This window comes from Bacillus sp. UNC41MFS5, assembly GCF_000686805.1.
The window spans coordinates 40,178-56,000 of record NZ_JMLP01000021.1 but is presented as its reverse complement, the minus strand read 5'-3'; the positions used below and the strand labels follow the sequence as shown (position 1 = coordinate 56,000).

14 protein-coding genes and 3 pseudogenes are annotated in these 15,823 nt (G+C 39.3%); 10 read left to right on the top strand and 7 right to left on the bottom strand.

Features of this window, described 5'->3' with window-relative positions; translation table 11 throughout:
* Window positions 1-330: 330 nt before the first annotated feature.
* The 5 genes and pseudogenes from BR30_RS0112460 to BR30_RS33325 form a co-directional block, all read left to right on the top strand.
* Window positions 331-642, top strand: a pseudogene (locus tag BR30_RS0112460) (ABC transporter permease subunit); the annotation flags it as partial.
* Window positions 639-1,473 (top strand): annotated as a pseudogene (nikC, locus tag BR30_RS33330) (nickel ABC transporter permease subunit NikC). The pseudogenes BR30_RS0112460 and nikC, both read left to right, overlap by 4 nt.
* 15 nt (window positions 1,474-1,488) lie before the next feature.
* A complete protein-coding gene (gene nikD, locus BR30_RS0112450) occupies window positions 1,489-2,316 on the top strand; it encodes a nickel import ATP-binding protein NikD (RefSeq protein ID WP_026565310.1) in 828 nt (275 codons plus the stop codon).
* A gap of 26 nt (window positions 2,317-2,342) precedes the next feature.
* Window positions 2,343-3,152 carry a nickel import ATP-binding protein NikE gene (gene nikE, locus BR30_RS0112445; RefSeq protein WP_026565309.1) on the top strand — a complete coding sequence of 270 codons (810 nt, stop codon included), beginning with the start codon at window positions 2,343-2,345 and terminating at the stop codon, window positions 3,150-3,152.
* Between the two features lie 84 nt (window positions 3,153-3,236).
* Window positions 3,237-4,523: pseudogene (locus BR30_RS33325) on the top strand (MATE family efflux transporter).
* 92 nt (window positions 4,524-4,615) lie between these two features.
* On the opposite strand, the gene lspA reads toward BR30_RS33325, so the two are convergent.
* The 7 genes from lspA to hppD form a co-directional block, all read right to left on the bottom strand.
* Window positions 4,616-5,053, bottom strand: a complete 438-nt coding sequence (gene lspA, locus BR30_RS0112435) for a signal peptidase II (protein WP_026565308.1) — start codon at window positions 5,051-5,053, stop codon at window positions 4,616-4,618.
* A 248-nt stretch (window positions 5,054-5,301) separates the two neighbouring features.
* Complete coding sequence (locus BR30_RS0112430; RefSeq protein WP_026565307.1) at window positions 5,302-5,538, bottom strand: DUF1450 domain-containing protein; 237 nt, start codon at window positions 5,536-5,538, stop codon at window positions 5,302-5,304.
* A gap of 30 nt (window positions 5,539-5,568) precedes the next feature.
* Window positions 5,569-6,537 carry a cupin domain-containing protein gene (locus BR30_RS0112425; protein WP_051633596.1) on the bottom strand — a complete coding sequence of 323 codons (969 nt, stop codon included), beginning with the start codon at window positions 6,535-6,537 and terminating at the stop codon, window positions 5,569-5,571.
* 247 nt (window positions 6,538-6,784) lie between these two features.
* A complete protein-coding gene (locus tag BR30_RS0112420; protein WP_026565305.1) occupies window positions 6,785-7,942 on the bottom strand; it encodes a homogentisate 1,2-dioxygenase in 1,158 nt (385 codons plus the stop codon).
* Window positions 7,943-7,971: 29 nt separating this feature from the next.
* Complete coding sequence (gene fahA / locus BR30_RS0112415; RefSeq protein ID WP_026565304.1) at window positions 7,972-9,270, bottom strand: fumarylacetoacetase; 1,299 nt, start codon at window positions 9,268-9,270, stop codon at window positions 7,972-7,974.
* Window positions 9,267-10,208 (bottom strand): hypothetical protein, encoded by a 942-nt coding sequence (locus BR30_RS0112410; protein WP_051633595.1) that lies wholly within the window; start codon window positions 10,206-10,208, stop codon window positions 9,267-9,269. The genes fahA and BR30_RS0112410 overlap by 4 nt, the downstream gene beginning before the upstream one ends.
* A 62-nt stretch (window positions 10,209-10,270) precedes the next feature.
* Window positions 10,271-11,392, bottom strand: a complete 1,122-nt coding sequence (gene hppD, locus BR30_RS0112405; protein ID WP_051633594.1) for a 4-hydroxyphenylpyruvate dioxygenase — start codon at window positions 11,390-11,392, stop codon at window positions 10,271-10,273.
* Between the two features lie 238 nt (window positions 11,393-11,630).
* On the opposite strand from hppD, the gene BR30_RS33320 reads away from it, so the two are divergent.
* The 5 genes from BR30_RS33320 to BR30_RS0112380 all read left to right on the top strand — a co-directional run bounded on the left by BR30_RS33320 (window position 11,631) and on the right by BR30_RS0112380 (window position 15,766).
* Window positions 11,631-11,882 carry a DUF1450 domain-containing protein gene (locus BR30_RS33320; RefSeq protein WP_035445480.1) on the top strand — a complete coding sequence of 84 codons (252 nt, stop codon included), beginning with the start codon at window positions 11,631-11,633 and terminating at the stop codon, window positions 11,880-11,882.
* A 109-nt stretch (window positions 11,883-11,991) separates the two neighbouring features.
* Complete coding sequence (locus BR30_RS0112395; protein WP_026565301.1) at window positions 11,992-12,636, top strand: Ntn hydrolase family protein; 645 nt, start codon at window positions 11,992-11,994, stop codon at window positions 12,634-12,636.
* Window positions 12,637-12,900: 264 nt separating this feature from the next.
* On the top strand, window positions 12,901-13,605 hold the full coding sequence (locus BR30_RS33315) for a GntR family transcriptional regulator (protein WP_081825432.1): 705 nt from the start codon (window positions 12,901-12,903) through the stop codon (window positions 13,603-13,605).
* Window positions 13,606-13,619: 14 nt separating this feature from the next.
* On the top strand, window positions 13,620-14,510 hold the full coding sequence (locus tag BR30_RS0112385) for a hydroxymethylglutaryl-CoA lyase (protein WP_026565300.1): 891 nt from the start codon (window positions 13,620-13,622) through the stop codon (window positions 14,508-14,510).
* A 95-nt stretch (window positions 14,511-14,605) separates the two neighbouring features.
* The gene (locus BR30_RS0112380) at window positions 14,606-15,766 is read left to right on the top strand and encodes a CaiB/BaiF CoA transferase family protein (RefSeq protein ID WP_026565299.1); all 1,161 of its coding nucleotides are present in this window, start codon (window positions 14,606-14,608) and stop codon (window positions 15,764-15,766) included.
* Window positions 15,767-15,823: the final 57 nt, after the last annotated feature.

Below are 15,823 nucleotides of genomic sequence, written 5' to 3'. Positions count from 1 at the left end.
AAGAAAAAATAAACAATCATGTAGTGGACACAGTAAGTAAACAAATGTCAAAAGGGGAGGCTTTTTTCGAATAGGATGGATTTTCGAAAACGAATGGGTTTATAATTATCAACCCAATACTTTACAATTTACAAAATGAACTGTAACGTAAAAAGGCTATAAAATCACTGAAATTGAAAAAACGCCTTCAAAAATCATTTTTGAAGGCGTATTTTTGTCGTTTCGCTCTAAAAATACCCTGAAAATGAAAAAAGGAAGTTCGCTTTTCCATGCCGATCTCGATATCTTAGAAGTACTAAAGATGCGGGATTTTACATAAATCCTTCGCAAAGGACAAGGGGGATTAAAGAAAAAATCATTATGTCCAAGCACGTCTTAAGAATTGCCATTTCCCCGATGATTACTGGTCCGGGGATGGATCTTGGGAAACTGCTGACTGGAACGATTATTGTGGAGACCGTTTTTTCTTGGCCTGGGTTTGGCCGTTATTTTATTGAAGCGATTTTTAACCGTGACATACCTATCATTCAATGCTATGTACTCATAGACGCTAGTTTATTTATATTTAGCAACCTAATGGTGGATTTGATTCAAATGTTTATTGACCCGCGCATATCCAGGAAAGAAGGGCAACAACGATGATAACCAGTATTCGCAGGATATTTATAAATAAAAAAAGTAATTCCGATATGTACCATTGTATTAGGGATTCTTTTTATCATCACGTTATTGGCTCCCTGGATCGCACCCAATGATCCAATTGCGGTCAATTTAGCTTATAAATTACAGCCTCCATCCTGGGAATTCCCATTAGGAACGGATCATTTAGGAAGATGTAACTTATCACGCCTTTTATATGGTGGACGAATATCATTAGGCTTTGCCATGCTCATTTTCATTTCATCTTTAACGATTGGTTTAATGATTGGCACCTTTTCTGGATATAAAGGCGGCTGGGTGGATCAGGTTTTGATGAGATTTTGTGATGGTGTGATGGCTTTTCCGAGTCTGATCCTTATCCTTGGTCTGGTTGGTATTTTCGGTCCTGGACTTTCGCAGGTCATTTTAGCGCTGATGCTTGTACAATGGGTATATTATGCGAGAATGTTCCGAGGAATGGTACTAAGTCTGAAGGAACAAAACTTTATTGCAGCGGCGAAAATAAGCGGCTCATCGCAATGGAAGATCATTAAACATCATATTGTCCCAAATGTGCTCCCTCCACTGGTGGTCATGGGTACATTAGAAATGGGTTGGGCGATCATGGATATATCCGCCATGTCGTTTCTTGGTTTAGGAGTACAACCGCCTACACCTGAATGGGGAGCGATGATTCACGAAGGAAAGTCATATATTCGGACGAATCCTGAATTAATGCTTTTTCCAGGTTTGATGATTATGTTCGTGATTGTGACCTTCAATTTATTGGGCGAAGCATTATCCGAACGTTACGGTGTCAAACGTCGATCTTAAAAAGGAATGAGAATGTTGAGTACAGAACAGTCAAATGTGTTACAAGTGAGAAATTTACATGTACAGGTAAAAACAAAAACTGGTGCTACCACGCTTGTTGAGGATATCAACTTTGAACTGAAGCGTGGAGAGGTACTAGGTCTTGTTGGGGAAAGTGGATGCGGTAAAACCGTGACGAGTATGTCCATTCTTCAGCTTCTCAATCGGAAAACGACAACGATTGAAGGCAGTATCGAATTAAAAGGACACGAATTGAATGGTTTAGGTGAGAAAGAAATGCGTATGATTCGTGGCAAGGATATCGCCTTTATTATGCAAAATCCGATGAACGCTTTTACGCCTGTTTTTACAATTGGCCACCAATTTATTGAAACCATTCGTTCACATTCACAATGGAATAAAAAACAAGCAACAGAGATGGCCATTGAGGCGATGCATCATGTGAACTTACCAGATCCTGTTAAACTATTAAAATACTATCCTTTTCAATTGAGTGGTGGTATGCTTCAACGGGTGATGATTGCCATTGCAGCATGCTTACATCCTGCGGTAATTATTGCTGATGAACCGACTACCGCACTAGATGTAAATAATCAAAAAAAAGTGCTGTACCACTTAGATAAAATTCGCTCTGAATATGGCTCTGCCATTTTATTTATATCCCATGATCTCGGTGTCATTGCTGAAATGGCTGATGAAGTGGCCGTGATGCAGAACGGTCGAATAGTAGAAAAAGCTGGTGTATTCCAACTATTTGATGAGCCACAGCATGAGTATACCAAAAAACTATTAAAGGCACGCTCAATCTTAAATGTAGATGAACCTGCCATCCATTTAGCTTGACTTAGGCATTGATAAGGGGTAAAAAAATGAGTTTATTACAAGTAAATGAAGTAACCCATAGTTATGGATCTCGAACGTTTTTCAACTGGAAAGATCAATCTAGGAAAATACTTTCCGACATTTCTCTAGAGATTGAGGAAGGAACCTGTTTAGGTTTGCTTGGTAGGAGCGGAGCTGGTAAAAGTACCTTAGGAAGAGTGATTCTTGGTCTAGAACGGCCGCAATGTGGACAGGTTTTATTTCAAGGCCATGATATTTATAACCAAGATAAGCAGAGTCATCAAAAAATTCGTCGTGAACTTCAAGCTGTCTTTCAGGACTCCTACTCATCGGTTAACCCTCGAATGACGGCGGAACGAATTATTGCAGAGCCGCTAGAAAACTATGAAAAGCTAACAGTGGCAGAGCAAAAACGAACCGTTATTGAATTATTAGAAAGGGTAGGGCTAAGTGAGGAGGACTTAAAAAAATATCCGAATCAATTTAGCGGTGGGCAATTGCAAAGAATCAATATTGCAAGAGCCATCTCACTCAAGCCAAAGCTGATTGTCTTAGACGAATCTGTCAGTAGTCTAGATATGGTGAATCAAACTCTTATTTTAGAATTACTCAAGGAGTTAAAAGCAGACTTCGGGTTATCCTATCTTTTTATTACACATGATATTAAAGCTGCCTATACGATTAGTGATCGATTAGGTGTACTAGATAAAGGAGAATTGGCAGAGCTTTATTATGAAAAAAAACAGTTTTTTACTTCAAAACATCCTCTAGTAAATGAGATGAGAGATTCCATGCTGGCCGAGCACCCACGATTTCGTTCGGTTAGACGTGCTTAATTTTAATATTTTCGAATGCCTCGATTTCATTTGAAAAATCGAGGTTATTGTTCTTATACAAATGGAAAGGAGGAGGAATTCCTAATGAATCATCGTGCGTACCTCACTTTGGCGATTCCCCTAACGATCTCGACAATGACCACGTCCTTGTTAGGTGCTGTAGACACAGCTGTTGTGGGGCAGCTTCCCGATTCTGCCTATATTGGAGGAGTTGCAGTAGGGACTCTTATTTTTAATACTTTGTATTGGGTATTCGGTTTTTTACGGGTTAGTACATCTGCTTTTGCCGCACAAGCAAATGGCGCAAGTGATCAAGCCCAAGGAATACTTGCTTTATCGCGTCCATTTTTATTAGCTGTTGTGGTTGGGGTGTGTTTTATTCTCTTACAATGGCCGATTGAATATATAGCTATGATATTGTTTTCAAACGATTCTGATGTCAGTCAGTTTGCAGCTGAATATTTTCGAATTAGAATTTGGGGAGCACCCTTTACCTTGCTGAATTATGTGATCCTTGGCTGGCTAATGGGGATGGCAAAGATTAAAGAATCATTATTTCTACAAGTGTTAATGAATGTTTTGAATATGATCTTGGCGATTCTTTTTGTCCATGTTTTTTCATTTGCTGTAAAAGGGGTCGCTGCTGCCGCTTTGATTGCTGAAGTGACAGCCTTTATAGTAGGGATATTCATTGTGAGGAAGGCATCACCGTTTGAATGGAGGTTACCGTCCTACAAGGAACTTATAGATACACAGTCGATGAAAAACGTGTTTAACGTGAACAAGGATTTGTTTATTAGTCGTTATTAATATGTTTACAGCAAAAGGTGCTTCGTTTGGTACAGACTTATTAGCTGCCAATGCTGTTCTATTTCAAATTCATTACATAATGGCTTATTTCTTCGATGGGTTTGCCAATGCCACGAGCATTCTCGTGGGCAAAGCGGTAGGGTCAAAGGATAAGGAATTATATAAGAAAACACTTACTTTATCAAAGCAATGGTCGGTGATTACGGCTTTTGTTATCGCTGGTATATATATGGATTATTTCAAGAACAAATTATTGCGCTTTTTACCAATCTACCAAGTGTTGTCGAACTTTCAACTACCTATGGAAAATGGCTGATTCTTTACCCGTTTGCCGCATGTTTTGGTCTTGTCATTTATGGTGTCTTCATCGGTGCAACTGAAATTGCTCCCGTTCGAAACTCAATGATTTACGCAATGATTCTCTATATCCTTATACAAATTACGGCAACACCAATCTGGCATAATCATGGCCTATGGCTGGCTTTCATTCTATACACGTTTGGGCGTTCTGGATTCTTGGTCATGTATACTCCTAGATTAAATAAAAGATTATTATCTTAATAGAAAGAAATATTTTTTCATAAAACATCACATTTTTATGAAAACATACGGAACGTTATTAGAGAGGGGACCAAGTTATCTTTTGGTCCCTTTTAGTGTTTATTTTTCAACCAACTAACGACTCCGTAAATAAGAAGCAAGAACACCCCGATCTCAATCGCATGGTCGGCCAAGTTAAGGATACCACCAGAGCGAATGATAAAATCCGTCACTTGCCCAAACAAAAGTCGATCAATGCCATTTCCAATTGCTCCTCCCACTAGGAATCCTAAACTACTATCAATGAGAGCACCCTTCATTTCTCCGGTTCTGCGAAAATAATAAACACCTATCACGAACAGCACAGCCACAACTCCGAAGAGACGTGCATGGCCTTGAAATAAACCTCTTGCCATCCCGCTATTTTCGATATGTGTGAGTGGAATTCCCCACAATGTAAATGTTTCATTGATGTCAATATAAGCCCGAATTAGATATTTAGAAAGCTGGTCCATCACAATAACAAGAATTGAAAACACATAAAATAGCATATTTAGTCCTTCTTTCTCACATCCTTATCATGAGTATAATTGAAAGCTTAATTCTATTCTATTATGAAGCTCTTATTCGTATATTCCATGTTACTACTTTAATAAGCATCATTTTTTCTCACTATTTCAACCTCTAACTGGAATTCAAACTTATATTCAACACTACTGAACTGTCCAAACGTGAAAAAACCCAAGTGATTTAATCCTCACTTGGGTGTGATTTTTATCGCGGAAGTGCGATTTTCTTCTTACGGAATGGTTTTAACCGTTTGAAGGATTTTATTTACCAAGCTTTCAGCATCATCAGCCTCGATGGTTGTTAATTGAATACGGCAGAATGGTCTTACCCTGCATTCTAAACACCTTCTAAAACAGTCTACAATGCTAACATCTACATCGTTTTGATAATGCAATCGAAGAAGGTCAATGACTTTGTCCGAATCGGTTACTTTAATGTTTCGCTCACAAAACTTAGCCACTCTCATTCTACTTTTTCTTCTTTTATTAGAATACTTCTATTCCTCATCATAATGAGTAAATTGGATATCCAATGTACGAAGGTAGGTTTGCAGACCTGCATCTTGGATGGGGATAATGAACGCGGGTTCCCCTGATTCATTATGATGAGAGTGCCACAGCCCTGGTGGGGTAACGAAGGCTTTTCCTGTTACCCAGTCAATCCGAATCGGATCAATGATTTGTCTTGTTATTGGGTCTACCTTATCTCCAACTAATGTATATGTCCCAGGTGCAGCATAGGCAACAAAGTCAAGTGCAACGGATTTATGACTGTGCGGAGCTTGGTTGGCGCCTGCGGGAACAATGCCAAACATTGCCCATAATACATGCGTAATGGTTAAAGTTTGTTCGAAATTTTGATTATTTAGCAAAATGGAAATACGATTTTTTAAATGTGCATCGGGTGCATTAGCTACTTCATCTAATTTTGCTTTCGCCCGTTCCGCCGTATATAGTGTCGGCTTAAAACGTGCTTCCGTTGCTTTAGCTCCCAAATAATCAAGAAGTGGAGTGTCCAAAATATAGTAAATGGTTGAATCCTCTGTCGCTAGATGACGACTAACTGATCCGGACGGAAGAGTTAAAAAGTCACCTTTTTTCCAACTGATTGTTTGACCATTGACCTCCGTTGTACCGGCCCCGGAAATAATATAGTATAATTCACTGGTTGCGTTGGGTTTCGTATGAATCGTATCTCCTGCATTAATTCGGATAAAATGTGCAAGTAGGGATGGACTTGTTGCAGGATATTTGGTTTTCAACTCGTTTGATAAATCCAATGATATCATACGAGTTTCTCCTGAATTATATAGTTCAGGTGCAAATTCTTTAGGCGGGATCGGACTAGTAATCCCACTGCCAATGGGATCAGCAGCTGTGCTATACTCGTAAAAAAGGGCATCCTCGGACCAGTTTTCGCTTACAGTTCCAATATAAAATTCCCCTGGTTGTACATTTTTTGACATATGTAAACCTCCTTTGATACGAAAAATTTTTTGTTCTTATCATTTCTATTATAATACCGTTTTAGCTAAAATGGTAAATTTTTCTTCCGCTTTATCCTCGTTCTTCTTACTTCAATATCTATTAATCAATGTTATTAAAGTGTGCACTTTAATTGGCGCAAGGAGGAGCTTGCGCCAGGGAAAGGATAAGAACTAATTAAGATTCATAGAAAAGAAAACCATTTATGCCAATTATTTTCTGCTGAGATTATTTTGGCAGCCAGCTGCTCATATAATCCTCAACTTCCAGAGGATGAGCATCCTTTACAATATAGAGTGGACGGAAAGTATCAATCATGACTGCAAGTTCGCGCGTCTCTTTTTTACCGATACTTTCTTCGATTTTGCCTGGGTGTGGACCATGAGGCAGTCCGCACGGATGAAGGGTAATGGAGCCTTCCTCCACACCGCGCCGGCTCATAAAATCACCATCCACATAATAGAGTACTTCATCACTGTCCACATTGCTGTGTACATAAGGGGCAGGTATGGCCTCTGGATGGTAGTCATATAAACGCGGCACAAATGAACAGATGACAAAATTATGCCCTTCAAAGGTTTGATGGACGGGTGGCGGCTGATGAACACGGCCTGTTATTGGTTCAAAATCATGGATACTGAATGCATAAGGGTATAAATATCCATCCCAGCCAACTGCATCAAGCGGATGGAAATCATATGTATAAGAAGTGATCATCCCTTGTGCACGGACTCGAATTTCAAATTCACCTTTTTCATTTTTGGGCTCCAATCTTTCCGGTGTCCGGATATCACGCTCGCAGAAGGGAGAATGTTCGAGAAGCTGGCCGAATTCATTTCGGTAGCGCTTAGGAGTAACAATGGATGAATTGGATTCGACTACTAAAAAGCGTGCTTCTTCTGATTCCAAAACAACACGGTAGGTCGTGCCAATAGGAATCACCAGATAATCGCCGGGGCCAAAACTTAACTCCCCAAAAATACTTTCAATTTTACCGGTTCCTTCATGAACAAATAACATTTCATCGCCTTCGCCGTTACGATAAAAATAGTCCATCTGGCGATTAGGGCGTGCCACGCCAAACGCTAGATCGTCGTTTGCCATGAAAATTTTGCGAGCGGATAGAAAATCACCGCCAACTTCTGTATTCCAAGTACGAAAATGACGATGTTTTAGAGCGCCTCTTTCCTCAAATTCATAACGAACATCGCAAATTTTTTCCGCTTTTTTAACTTGTGTCGGCTGATTAATATGATAGATCAGTGATTGAATGCTAGAGAAACCTTTCGTACCCATTAATTGCTCATAATAGAGACTACCGTCTTCTTGGCGAAATTGAGTATGCCGTTTATGGGGGATGCGGCCCATTTTCACATAATATGCCATAGTCAAAACTCCTTTTTTTTATATATATTTTAGATTTTTACGGCAGCTTGTTTGCCTAATACTTTGGATTCAGAGTGTGCAGGTAGTAGCTGACCGGTTACTTCACCAAAACCAATTCGATATCCATCTCCTTGGCACCAGCCGCTAATCGTCAAGGTATCACCGTCTTCGATCCAGCTGCGCTCACCGCCTCCGTTTAGCTGGACCGGTTGTGAACCACGCCAGGAAAGTTCAAGCAGGCTGCCTCGTTCTTCTCGGTTAGGACCGCTAATTGTCCCGGATGCCTGCATGTCACCAGGACGGATGTTACATCCCGTAATGGTATGATGGGCTACCTGTTGGGCAATGGACCAATACATATAGTTGAAGTTAGTCTTTGTAATTCTAGTATCTTTTTCTGTATTTTCTGGTGTTAAATAAACTTCTAGATTAATATTAAATGATCCATTTTTTCCTTGCTGCAGGTAAGGAAAGGGCTCTGGATCTTGCTTGGGTCCAGCCGTGCGAAAAGGTTCGAGTGCTTCTAACGGTACAACCCAAGGCGAGATGGAAGTGGCAAAATTTTTCGCAAGGAAGGGGCCAAGTGGCTGATACTCCCAAGCTTGAATGTCACGTGCACTCCAATCATTCACAAGTACGAGTCCAAAAACATGATCTTCCGCCTGATGAACAGGAATAGGTTCACCAAGAGTATTGCCTGGGCCGATAAACCAACCTATTTCCAGTTCAAAATCAAGCTGGGTACATGGGCCGAATGCGGGATATTCTGAATCCTTTGGTTTTCTTTGACCTAAAGGGCGCCGAACCGAGGTGCCGCTTGGAACAATCGAACTAGCTCGACCATGATAGCCAACGGGCAAGTGCGTCCAATTTGGCATTAAAGCGTTATCCTTACTCCTAAACATTGTTCCTACGTTGGTTGCATGTTCCTTTGAAGCATAGAAATCGGTATAATCACCAATCTCCGCTGGAAGCAGCATGGTTACATTTTCGATACGATGAAATGCTTGATCACGAAGATTTTTATCATCACGTAAAACAGGAGTGTTTTCATCTAAAAGATATTGAAGTTTAGACCTTACGGCAGACCAGACTGAACGGCCAAGTGCCATAAATGAATTGAGGGAAGGGGATGAAAAAATATTTTTTCCTTCCACACCTGTACCATCTAAGAAGCCGGCTTGTTCAATGAGGGATAAATCAAGAACATACTCTCCAATAGCCGTTCCAACACGAGGACTTTCACTTTTTACCCGGAATATGCCATACGGTAAATTTTGAATGGGGAAATGTGATTCCGATTTTGTTTTAATAAAAGATTTTTTCATCTTACTGCCTCCTTCTGAAATAAAACAAGCTCTCCTAGTTCTTCTCGTGGCTCATCAAAACTGCAGCTTCCGTATGAAAGAGCAAAGACATTACGTGCTTTGTTAATCTCTTTAGAACTGACAGTAAAATTCCGCCAGCTGAGTTCATTTGTCGTAAAAATAAAATTTTTCGGGTGATCTTCAAGTAATATCGCTTCAATCGTTTCTTCTGTAATGGAGAGACAATAAGCCATAATCGATGCAGTAAAAACGTTAACGAATCCATGCATGAAGGTCTCTACTTCTTTACGGTATTGACGAATCGGGTGGTGGAGACCAGCTGTAAATTTAAGCGAAAGGCCTAATCTTTTACATTCATGAATCACGTACGCTGCTTTTTTCGCAGATGGAAACAAATTTGCCGTGATTCCTCCCATACGAAATTTAACCCCTATAGGTCGTGAAGAGTCTTGATTTAGCCTCTTGATTCTATTTAATGAGGATTGCAATTGTTCATTCGTTCCTGCTATTTCACTATAAATTCTATATCCCGATATGAATTGATCTAGCTTATCGAAGATGCTAGGATTCATTTGAAAGGATGGTGGGACTTCAATCGCCTCTATCATTCCTGCCGTTTGGTAGGTTTCCGAAAAAAGCTGAATAGCATCCAAATCTGTGCTTAACTCAACAGATTTGGAAAGAATAATAGAGAGCCGAAGGGGCAACTGTTCATGAAATAAATCTCTAAAAGGTTCAAGTTCCCCTAATCGTGAAGCCGGAATGACAAATGGTCCAAGCATCCAGCTATCCTCTTCTTGAAAATAAGAATGATAGTTTAAGATCGCGTCTTTAAGTGGAAGTGCTGCAGGTGGGAATAAACCTGCATAATCAATCAGTTCTGTCATAAAATGACTGACCGCATCCTCTTTCCAATTGACCTTTACTTTTGTTAACAATGGACTAGCACCTCCTTTGAATAAGGCCATGCCAGCGATGAAACTGCCATGACCCGAATCGATTAAATATTCCCTCGAAGTTCCTGTTCTCGTTCAATAGATTCAAATAGGGCTTTAAAGTTGCCATCCCCAAAACCAAGTGCACCTTTTCGCTGAATAATTTCGATAAACATGGTTGGTCTGTCAACAAGTGGTTTCGTGAAAATTTGGAGTAAATAACCTTCATCATCCCGATCCACAAGAATATTAAGTTCCTGAAGCCGTTTAACATCCTCATCAATTTTCCCCACACGGTTGGCGAGTTCTTCGTAATAGGTCTCAGGAGTAAACAGTAATTCAACTCCGTTTGCTCTAAGTGCTGCAACCGTGCCAATGATATCATTGGTTAATAGAGCAAGATGCTGAACACCTGGTCCATTATAGTAATCTAGGTATTCCTGAATCTGAGACTTGCGTTTTCCTTCTGCGGGCTCATTAATTGGGAATTTAATGCGTCCGGTTCCATTCATCATCACTTTTGACATAAGGGCAGAGTATTCAGTGGAGATATCTTCATCATCAAAATGCTTAAGAACGTTAAAACCGAATACTTTTTCATAATAATTGACCCATTCTTCCATTACTTCAACGTTCCCTACAAGGTGGTCGACACCAATTAAGCCCGTTGGATTTGCTCGAAATATATCTTCTCGGGCCTCAAACCCAGGCATAAACACACCCTTATAATCGATAGGTTCAACTAGTGTATGAATCGTATCGCCATATGTACCGAGAATCGCCTTTTTCACTTTGCCGTTTTCGTCTTCTTCAACCCAAGGCTCCCGTATGGCAATACCACCGCGTTCAATCGCACCCTCATAAGTTTTCTCTAAGTCCTTTACCAGAAGGGCGATATCTTTCACACCTTCACCGTGTGTTTTAATGAATGCGGCAATGTCTGTTTGATCCGATAATGTTCCTGTTAAGATTAAGCGAATGGCCCCTTGCTCCAAAACATAGGAAACACGATCTCGGCAGCCTGTTTCCAATCCTCGGTAAGCTACAAGCTTGAAGCCAAATGCTTTAGCGTAATAATATGCCGCTTGTTTTGCATTTCCTGTATAAATTTCTACGTAATGAACATTTTTGACCGGAAATACTTCTTCTTTTTTTACTTTAGTTTTTGTCATCATTTTTTCAGCCATTAGTATCGCTCCTTCAAGTGTTTGATAAATAACAAACAGAATTTTCGAAATTCACTGCCTGTAATGTCACACATCATAATACATAAAAAAAACGTGAGCAAACCTAGGATTTAACGCGGTTTTTCTTTTTAGCGTTAGTGTTTTAGTGCGTTAAAGCTAGTGTGCGTTGCGGTGAGTTCTTGCGAATTTTTTAAATATTTCCATAAAATATGAGCAACAAATAAAGGGAGTGGTACAGGTGAGCATTAAAGTAAAATTTTGTCCTTGTAATTTTGAAGATGAGCTTGAAGGAACAAAAGAAAAATTAAGGGAGCGAGGGGATTTGGAGGTTATAGAAGAAAGATGCCTGTTGTATTGCGGACAATGTTTATTGGAACCATTTGCACTTGTAGATGGAAAAAATATTGTCACTGATCAACCGGAAAAACTTTATGAAAAAATTAATCAATATGTTACTGAAATGAAGGTAGGAGTGGTAGTAAGCAAGTAGGATCCGAGAAAGCATTATCCCTTCAGAACGAGTAAATTTATGGTAAAATAAAAGGAAAGCCCTACGAAAATGGATTGTAGGGCATTCTTTATTTTGAAGGAGCATCCTGATGACTGCGTTGATTGGGAACAAGTTTGAAGATAGTGTATTAATTATGGCTGATAAAAGAATTACCTATAGGGGAACAGAAAAATTTAGCGATGATGAAAAGAAAATCATTGTGTTAAATCCTAAGGTAATATTTGCTTTTGCTGGCGTCAAAAATGTCATAGATATGCCCCTCGAGGAACTTAAAACACTCGCAAGGAAAACAAATTCTCTGGAAGAAATAGAAGCTCATGCAAAAAAATTATTTTTGTCTTCTTTGAATGTTTTCAAAAAATTAAATCCAGAACAGGACTATGCAACGGTTTATATTTTGGCTGGTTTTGCAGCTAATGGAATTCCTCGTGTGACCTATTTCTCTTCTGATGACGACTTCCAAACAGGAAATTTGCTTGAATTTTTTTATAAGACATTCCCAAATACTGAAATGGAGTTTTTAAGGAACTACTTGATCAAGGAAGTGGATACTAGCAAGAATAGTATAAAATACTACATACGAAAATTTTCCTCGGCAATACGGCGGATTAACAATTTAAAAGTCGGGAAGAACGCTTATGCCATTTATTTATCTAAGAATGGTTTACTTGAAATTGAGATAAATGAGCAGGGAAAATTTCATATGGTTCCAATACATTCCACAGTTAATTAACTTTAATACAGTAGTGTAAAACCGCATTAGTGCAAAGGTGCTTTGAAGTGTAAGTTTGCATTATATAAAAAGTGATTATAATATTTAGAAAAATCAGAAATGGTTTTTCGTTTTTTCTTGCTTTAACACTATTATCACAGTAGAATTAGGAGGAATGATAGGAAATAGAAAATAATTAAATTAGTATAAGTAATGGATGCGAAGTTGTAGAATGTTTTATTTTGCATACATTATCTGAAAATTCAGACTACAGGTGGGATAAAGTTGAAATCAAAAATCAATCAGTCTAAAACTCTTCAAAATCACGTTTATGAGTACTTACATGAAAAGATTGTAAACGGATTCATACCTCCTGGACATCGAATTGTTGAAGAACAAGTTTCTCAGGAAACAGGGGTCAGCAGAAGTCCAATTCGCGAAGCAATACGTCGGTTAAATAGTGATGGATTAGTATCGGTCAGTCCAAGAGGTGGAGTAAGGGTGTATCGGCCAACGTTTTCAGATTTCAACTATCTCTATGAATGCCGGTTAGGTCTGGAACCAACTGCCGCTTATTATGCCGCTATACGGATGAATGAGGAGCAGCGTAATCATTTAAGAAATGTAATGGAAGAAATGAACTGGGCGGTGGAAAAGAAAGATCTGGAAAAATTAAAGTATTTTAGTACACAATTTCACTTCTTTATTGTGGAGGCAAGTGAAAACCCTTACTTAATGAAAATGATGAAACAGTTAAATTCACTCATGTCTTTCTATCGAAATGCGGTATTAAATATACCAATGAGGTTAGAGGATGGTGCTAAGGAACACCAAGCAGTATGGGAGGCAATTCAAACAAGAAATGGAAAAGCTGCAGAGGAGTTAATGAAGGCACATATTCAACGTGATTTTCAATTTTATAATAATGAGTATTCAAATAGGCAGATTGACGAGATCAATACATTAAAAAATTCTGTAAAAAATTTTTGAATGGAGGTTCTAAGGTGATTTTTCCTGAAAAAATTCAAATACGAGATGTTTCATTAAGAGACGGTTTACAAAATGAACCAGTGTTTGTAGAAACCGATCATAAGATTAATAAAATTAAAGATTTAATTGATGCAGGTTTCAGACGGCTGGAAGTGACGTCCTTTGTCCATCCCAAATGGGTTCCTGCCATGCAAGATGCCGATCTATTAGGACAAAACTTGCCCATGGTTCCAGGAGTTGAATACGAAGCACTTGTTCCTAATCAACGCGGATTAGATAGATTTTTACAATCTAAGATTGATAATGCCGTTTTTTTCCTTTCAGCAAGCACGAAGCATAACCAGGCAAATTTGAATAAAAGTTCCGATGAATCTTTAGAAGAAATTAAGAGTTTAGTTGAAAAAACTAAAGTGGAAGAGAGAAGGGTGATTGGGGCGATTTCAACCGCATTTGTCTGTCCGTTTGCGGGGCATGTCCCATACTCTGAAGTAGAAAGGATTGCAAGCAATCTTGTTAGTTTTGGAGTAGATGAATTAGGACTTGGAGATACAATCGGTAAAGCAACACCGAGACAGGTATATGAATACTGCAGCCGTTTAGCTGAGAAATTCCCCGATATCCCCATTGGCCTTCACTTGCATGATACATATGGATTCGGCTTAGCGAATGTATTGGCTGGTATACAGGCAGGTGTTCATTTAGTGGATGTAGCCCAAGCTGGACTGGGAGGATGTCCGTATGCTCCTGGTGCACCAGGGAATGTTCAGGCAAGCCGTGTTGTAGAATTTTTAGAACTGCAAAATATTCAGACGGGTCTGGATCTGGAGCGATTAAAGCAATTAGACCACTCATTTTCTCAATTGGTAAGAGATGCAGAAGCTTTAACAAAAACTGTACAAGCTTAGGATGCGGAAGAGTAAATCTTTTTAAAATTGCATACATTAACTAAATATTCAGATAATTTTAAAAAAGGGAACATAAATGAAGAGGAGGATATCCCATGAGAACACCATTAGATGGAATCAAAGTTTTAGAATTAGGAAATTTTGTGGCAGCACCCTTTGCTGGGAAGATTTTTGGCGAATTTGGTGCCGAAGTGATAAAAGTAGAGGATCCAAAAAGTGGCGATTCCATAAGGAATTGGCGTGTGATGCATAAAGGAACCTCACTATGGTGGTATGTTCATGCAAGAAATAAAAAATCCATTACCCTAAACCTTCGTGAAGCAGAAGGCCAGGAAATGGTTCGGGAATTAGTAAAAGATGCCGATGTAGTGATTGAAAATTTTCGGCCTGGAACTTTAGAAAAATGGGGAATTGGTTATGAAAATCTAAAAAAAATAAATCCAAGTATCATTATGACCCGTATTTCTGGATATGGTCAAACGGGGCCTTATCGTGACAAAGTAGGTTTTGGCAGTGTGGCGGAATCAATGGGCGGTCTTCGTTATTTAACCGGGTTTCCTGATCGTCCGCCAGTTCGTGTTGGATTGGCAATCGGGGATTCGATTGCAGGTCTATATGCAGTGAATGGAACGTTAATGGCATTAAGAGCTAGAGATATCGATCCATTGAAACGAGGCCAATATGTTGATGTTGCTCTTACTGAAGCAGTTTTCTCATTGCTTGAGGGGGTACTGCCTGAATACGATTTAAAAGGTATCGTAAGAGAGAGAACAGGCGCTACTTTGGAAGGAATTGCTCCATCTAATACGTACCCTTGTGCGGATGGTAAGTATATCGTTATTGCAGCTAATAGTGACGGCATTTTCAAACGATTTATGGAGGCTATCGGTCGAACGGACTTGGCTGAGGATCCTAATCTTTCAAATAATCAGGGTAGATCTCAACAAGCGGAACAATTGGATCAGATTATTGAGATGTGGACAAAACTTTATCCGCAAAAAGAAGTACAAAGAATCCTTGATGAGGCGGGCGTACCAGTAGGACCTATCTATAGTATTGAAGATATTGTAAATGATGAACAGTTCCAGGCACGGGAAATGCTTCAAACAGTTACTTTACCTACTGGTGAAGAGGTATTGGTTCCTGGTATTGTTCCAAAATTATCGGAAACCCCAGGAAGTATGGAATGGATTGGTCCAAAACTCGGACAACATAACGAAGAAATCCTTGGACAAATACTTTGTAAGCAAAAGTAGTCTGGTTTTTTAAGAGGTTGATAGTAGCAATAATATTGCCATGATAACCTTCAATTG

Coding starts and splice junctions, on each gene's coding strand:
- fahA (WP_026565304.1), bottom strand. CDS start 9,270: ATGAAAAAATCTTTTATTAAAACAAAATCGGAATCACATTTCCCCATT.
- lspA (WP_026565308.1), bottom strand. CDS start 5,053: ATGCTATTTTATGTGTTTTCAATTCTTGTTATTGTGATGGACCAGCTT.
- BR30_RS0112425 (WP_051633596.1), bottom strand. CDS start 6,537: ATGTCAAAAAATGTACAACCAGGGGAATTTTATATTGGAACTGTAAGC.
- BR30_RS0112430 (WP_026565307.1), bottom strand. CDS start 5,538: ATGAGAGTGGCTAAGTTTTGTGAGCGAAACATTAAAGTAACCGATTCG.
- nikE (WP_026565309.1), top strand. CDS start 2,343: ATGAGTTTATTACAAGTAAATGAAGTAACCCATAGTTATGGATCTCGA.
- BR30_RS0112420 (WP_026565305.1), bottom strand. CDS start 7,942: ATGGCATATTATGTGAAAATGGGCCGCATCCCCCATAAACGGCATACT.
- BR30_RS0112380 (WP_026565299.1), top strand. CDS start 14,606: ATGAGAACACCATTAGATGGAATCAAAGTTTTAGAATTAGGAAATTTT.
- hppD (WP_051633594.1), bottom strand. CDS start 11,392: ATGGCTGAAAAAATGATGACAAAAACTAAAGTAAAAAAAGAAGAAGTA.
- BR30_RS0112395 (WP_026565301.1), top strand. CDS start 11,992: ATGACTGCGTTGATTGGGAACAAGTTTGAAGATAGTGTATTAATTATG.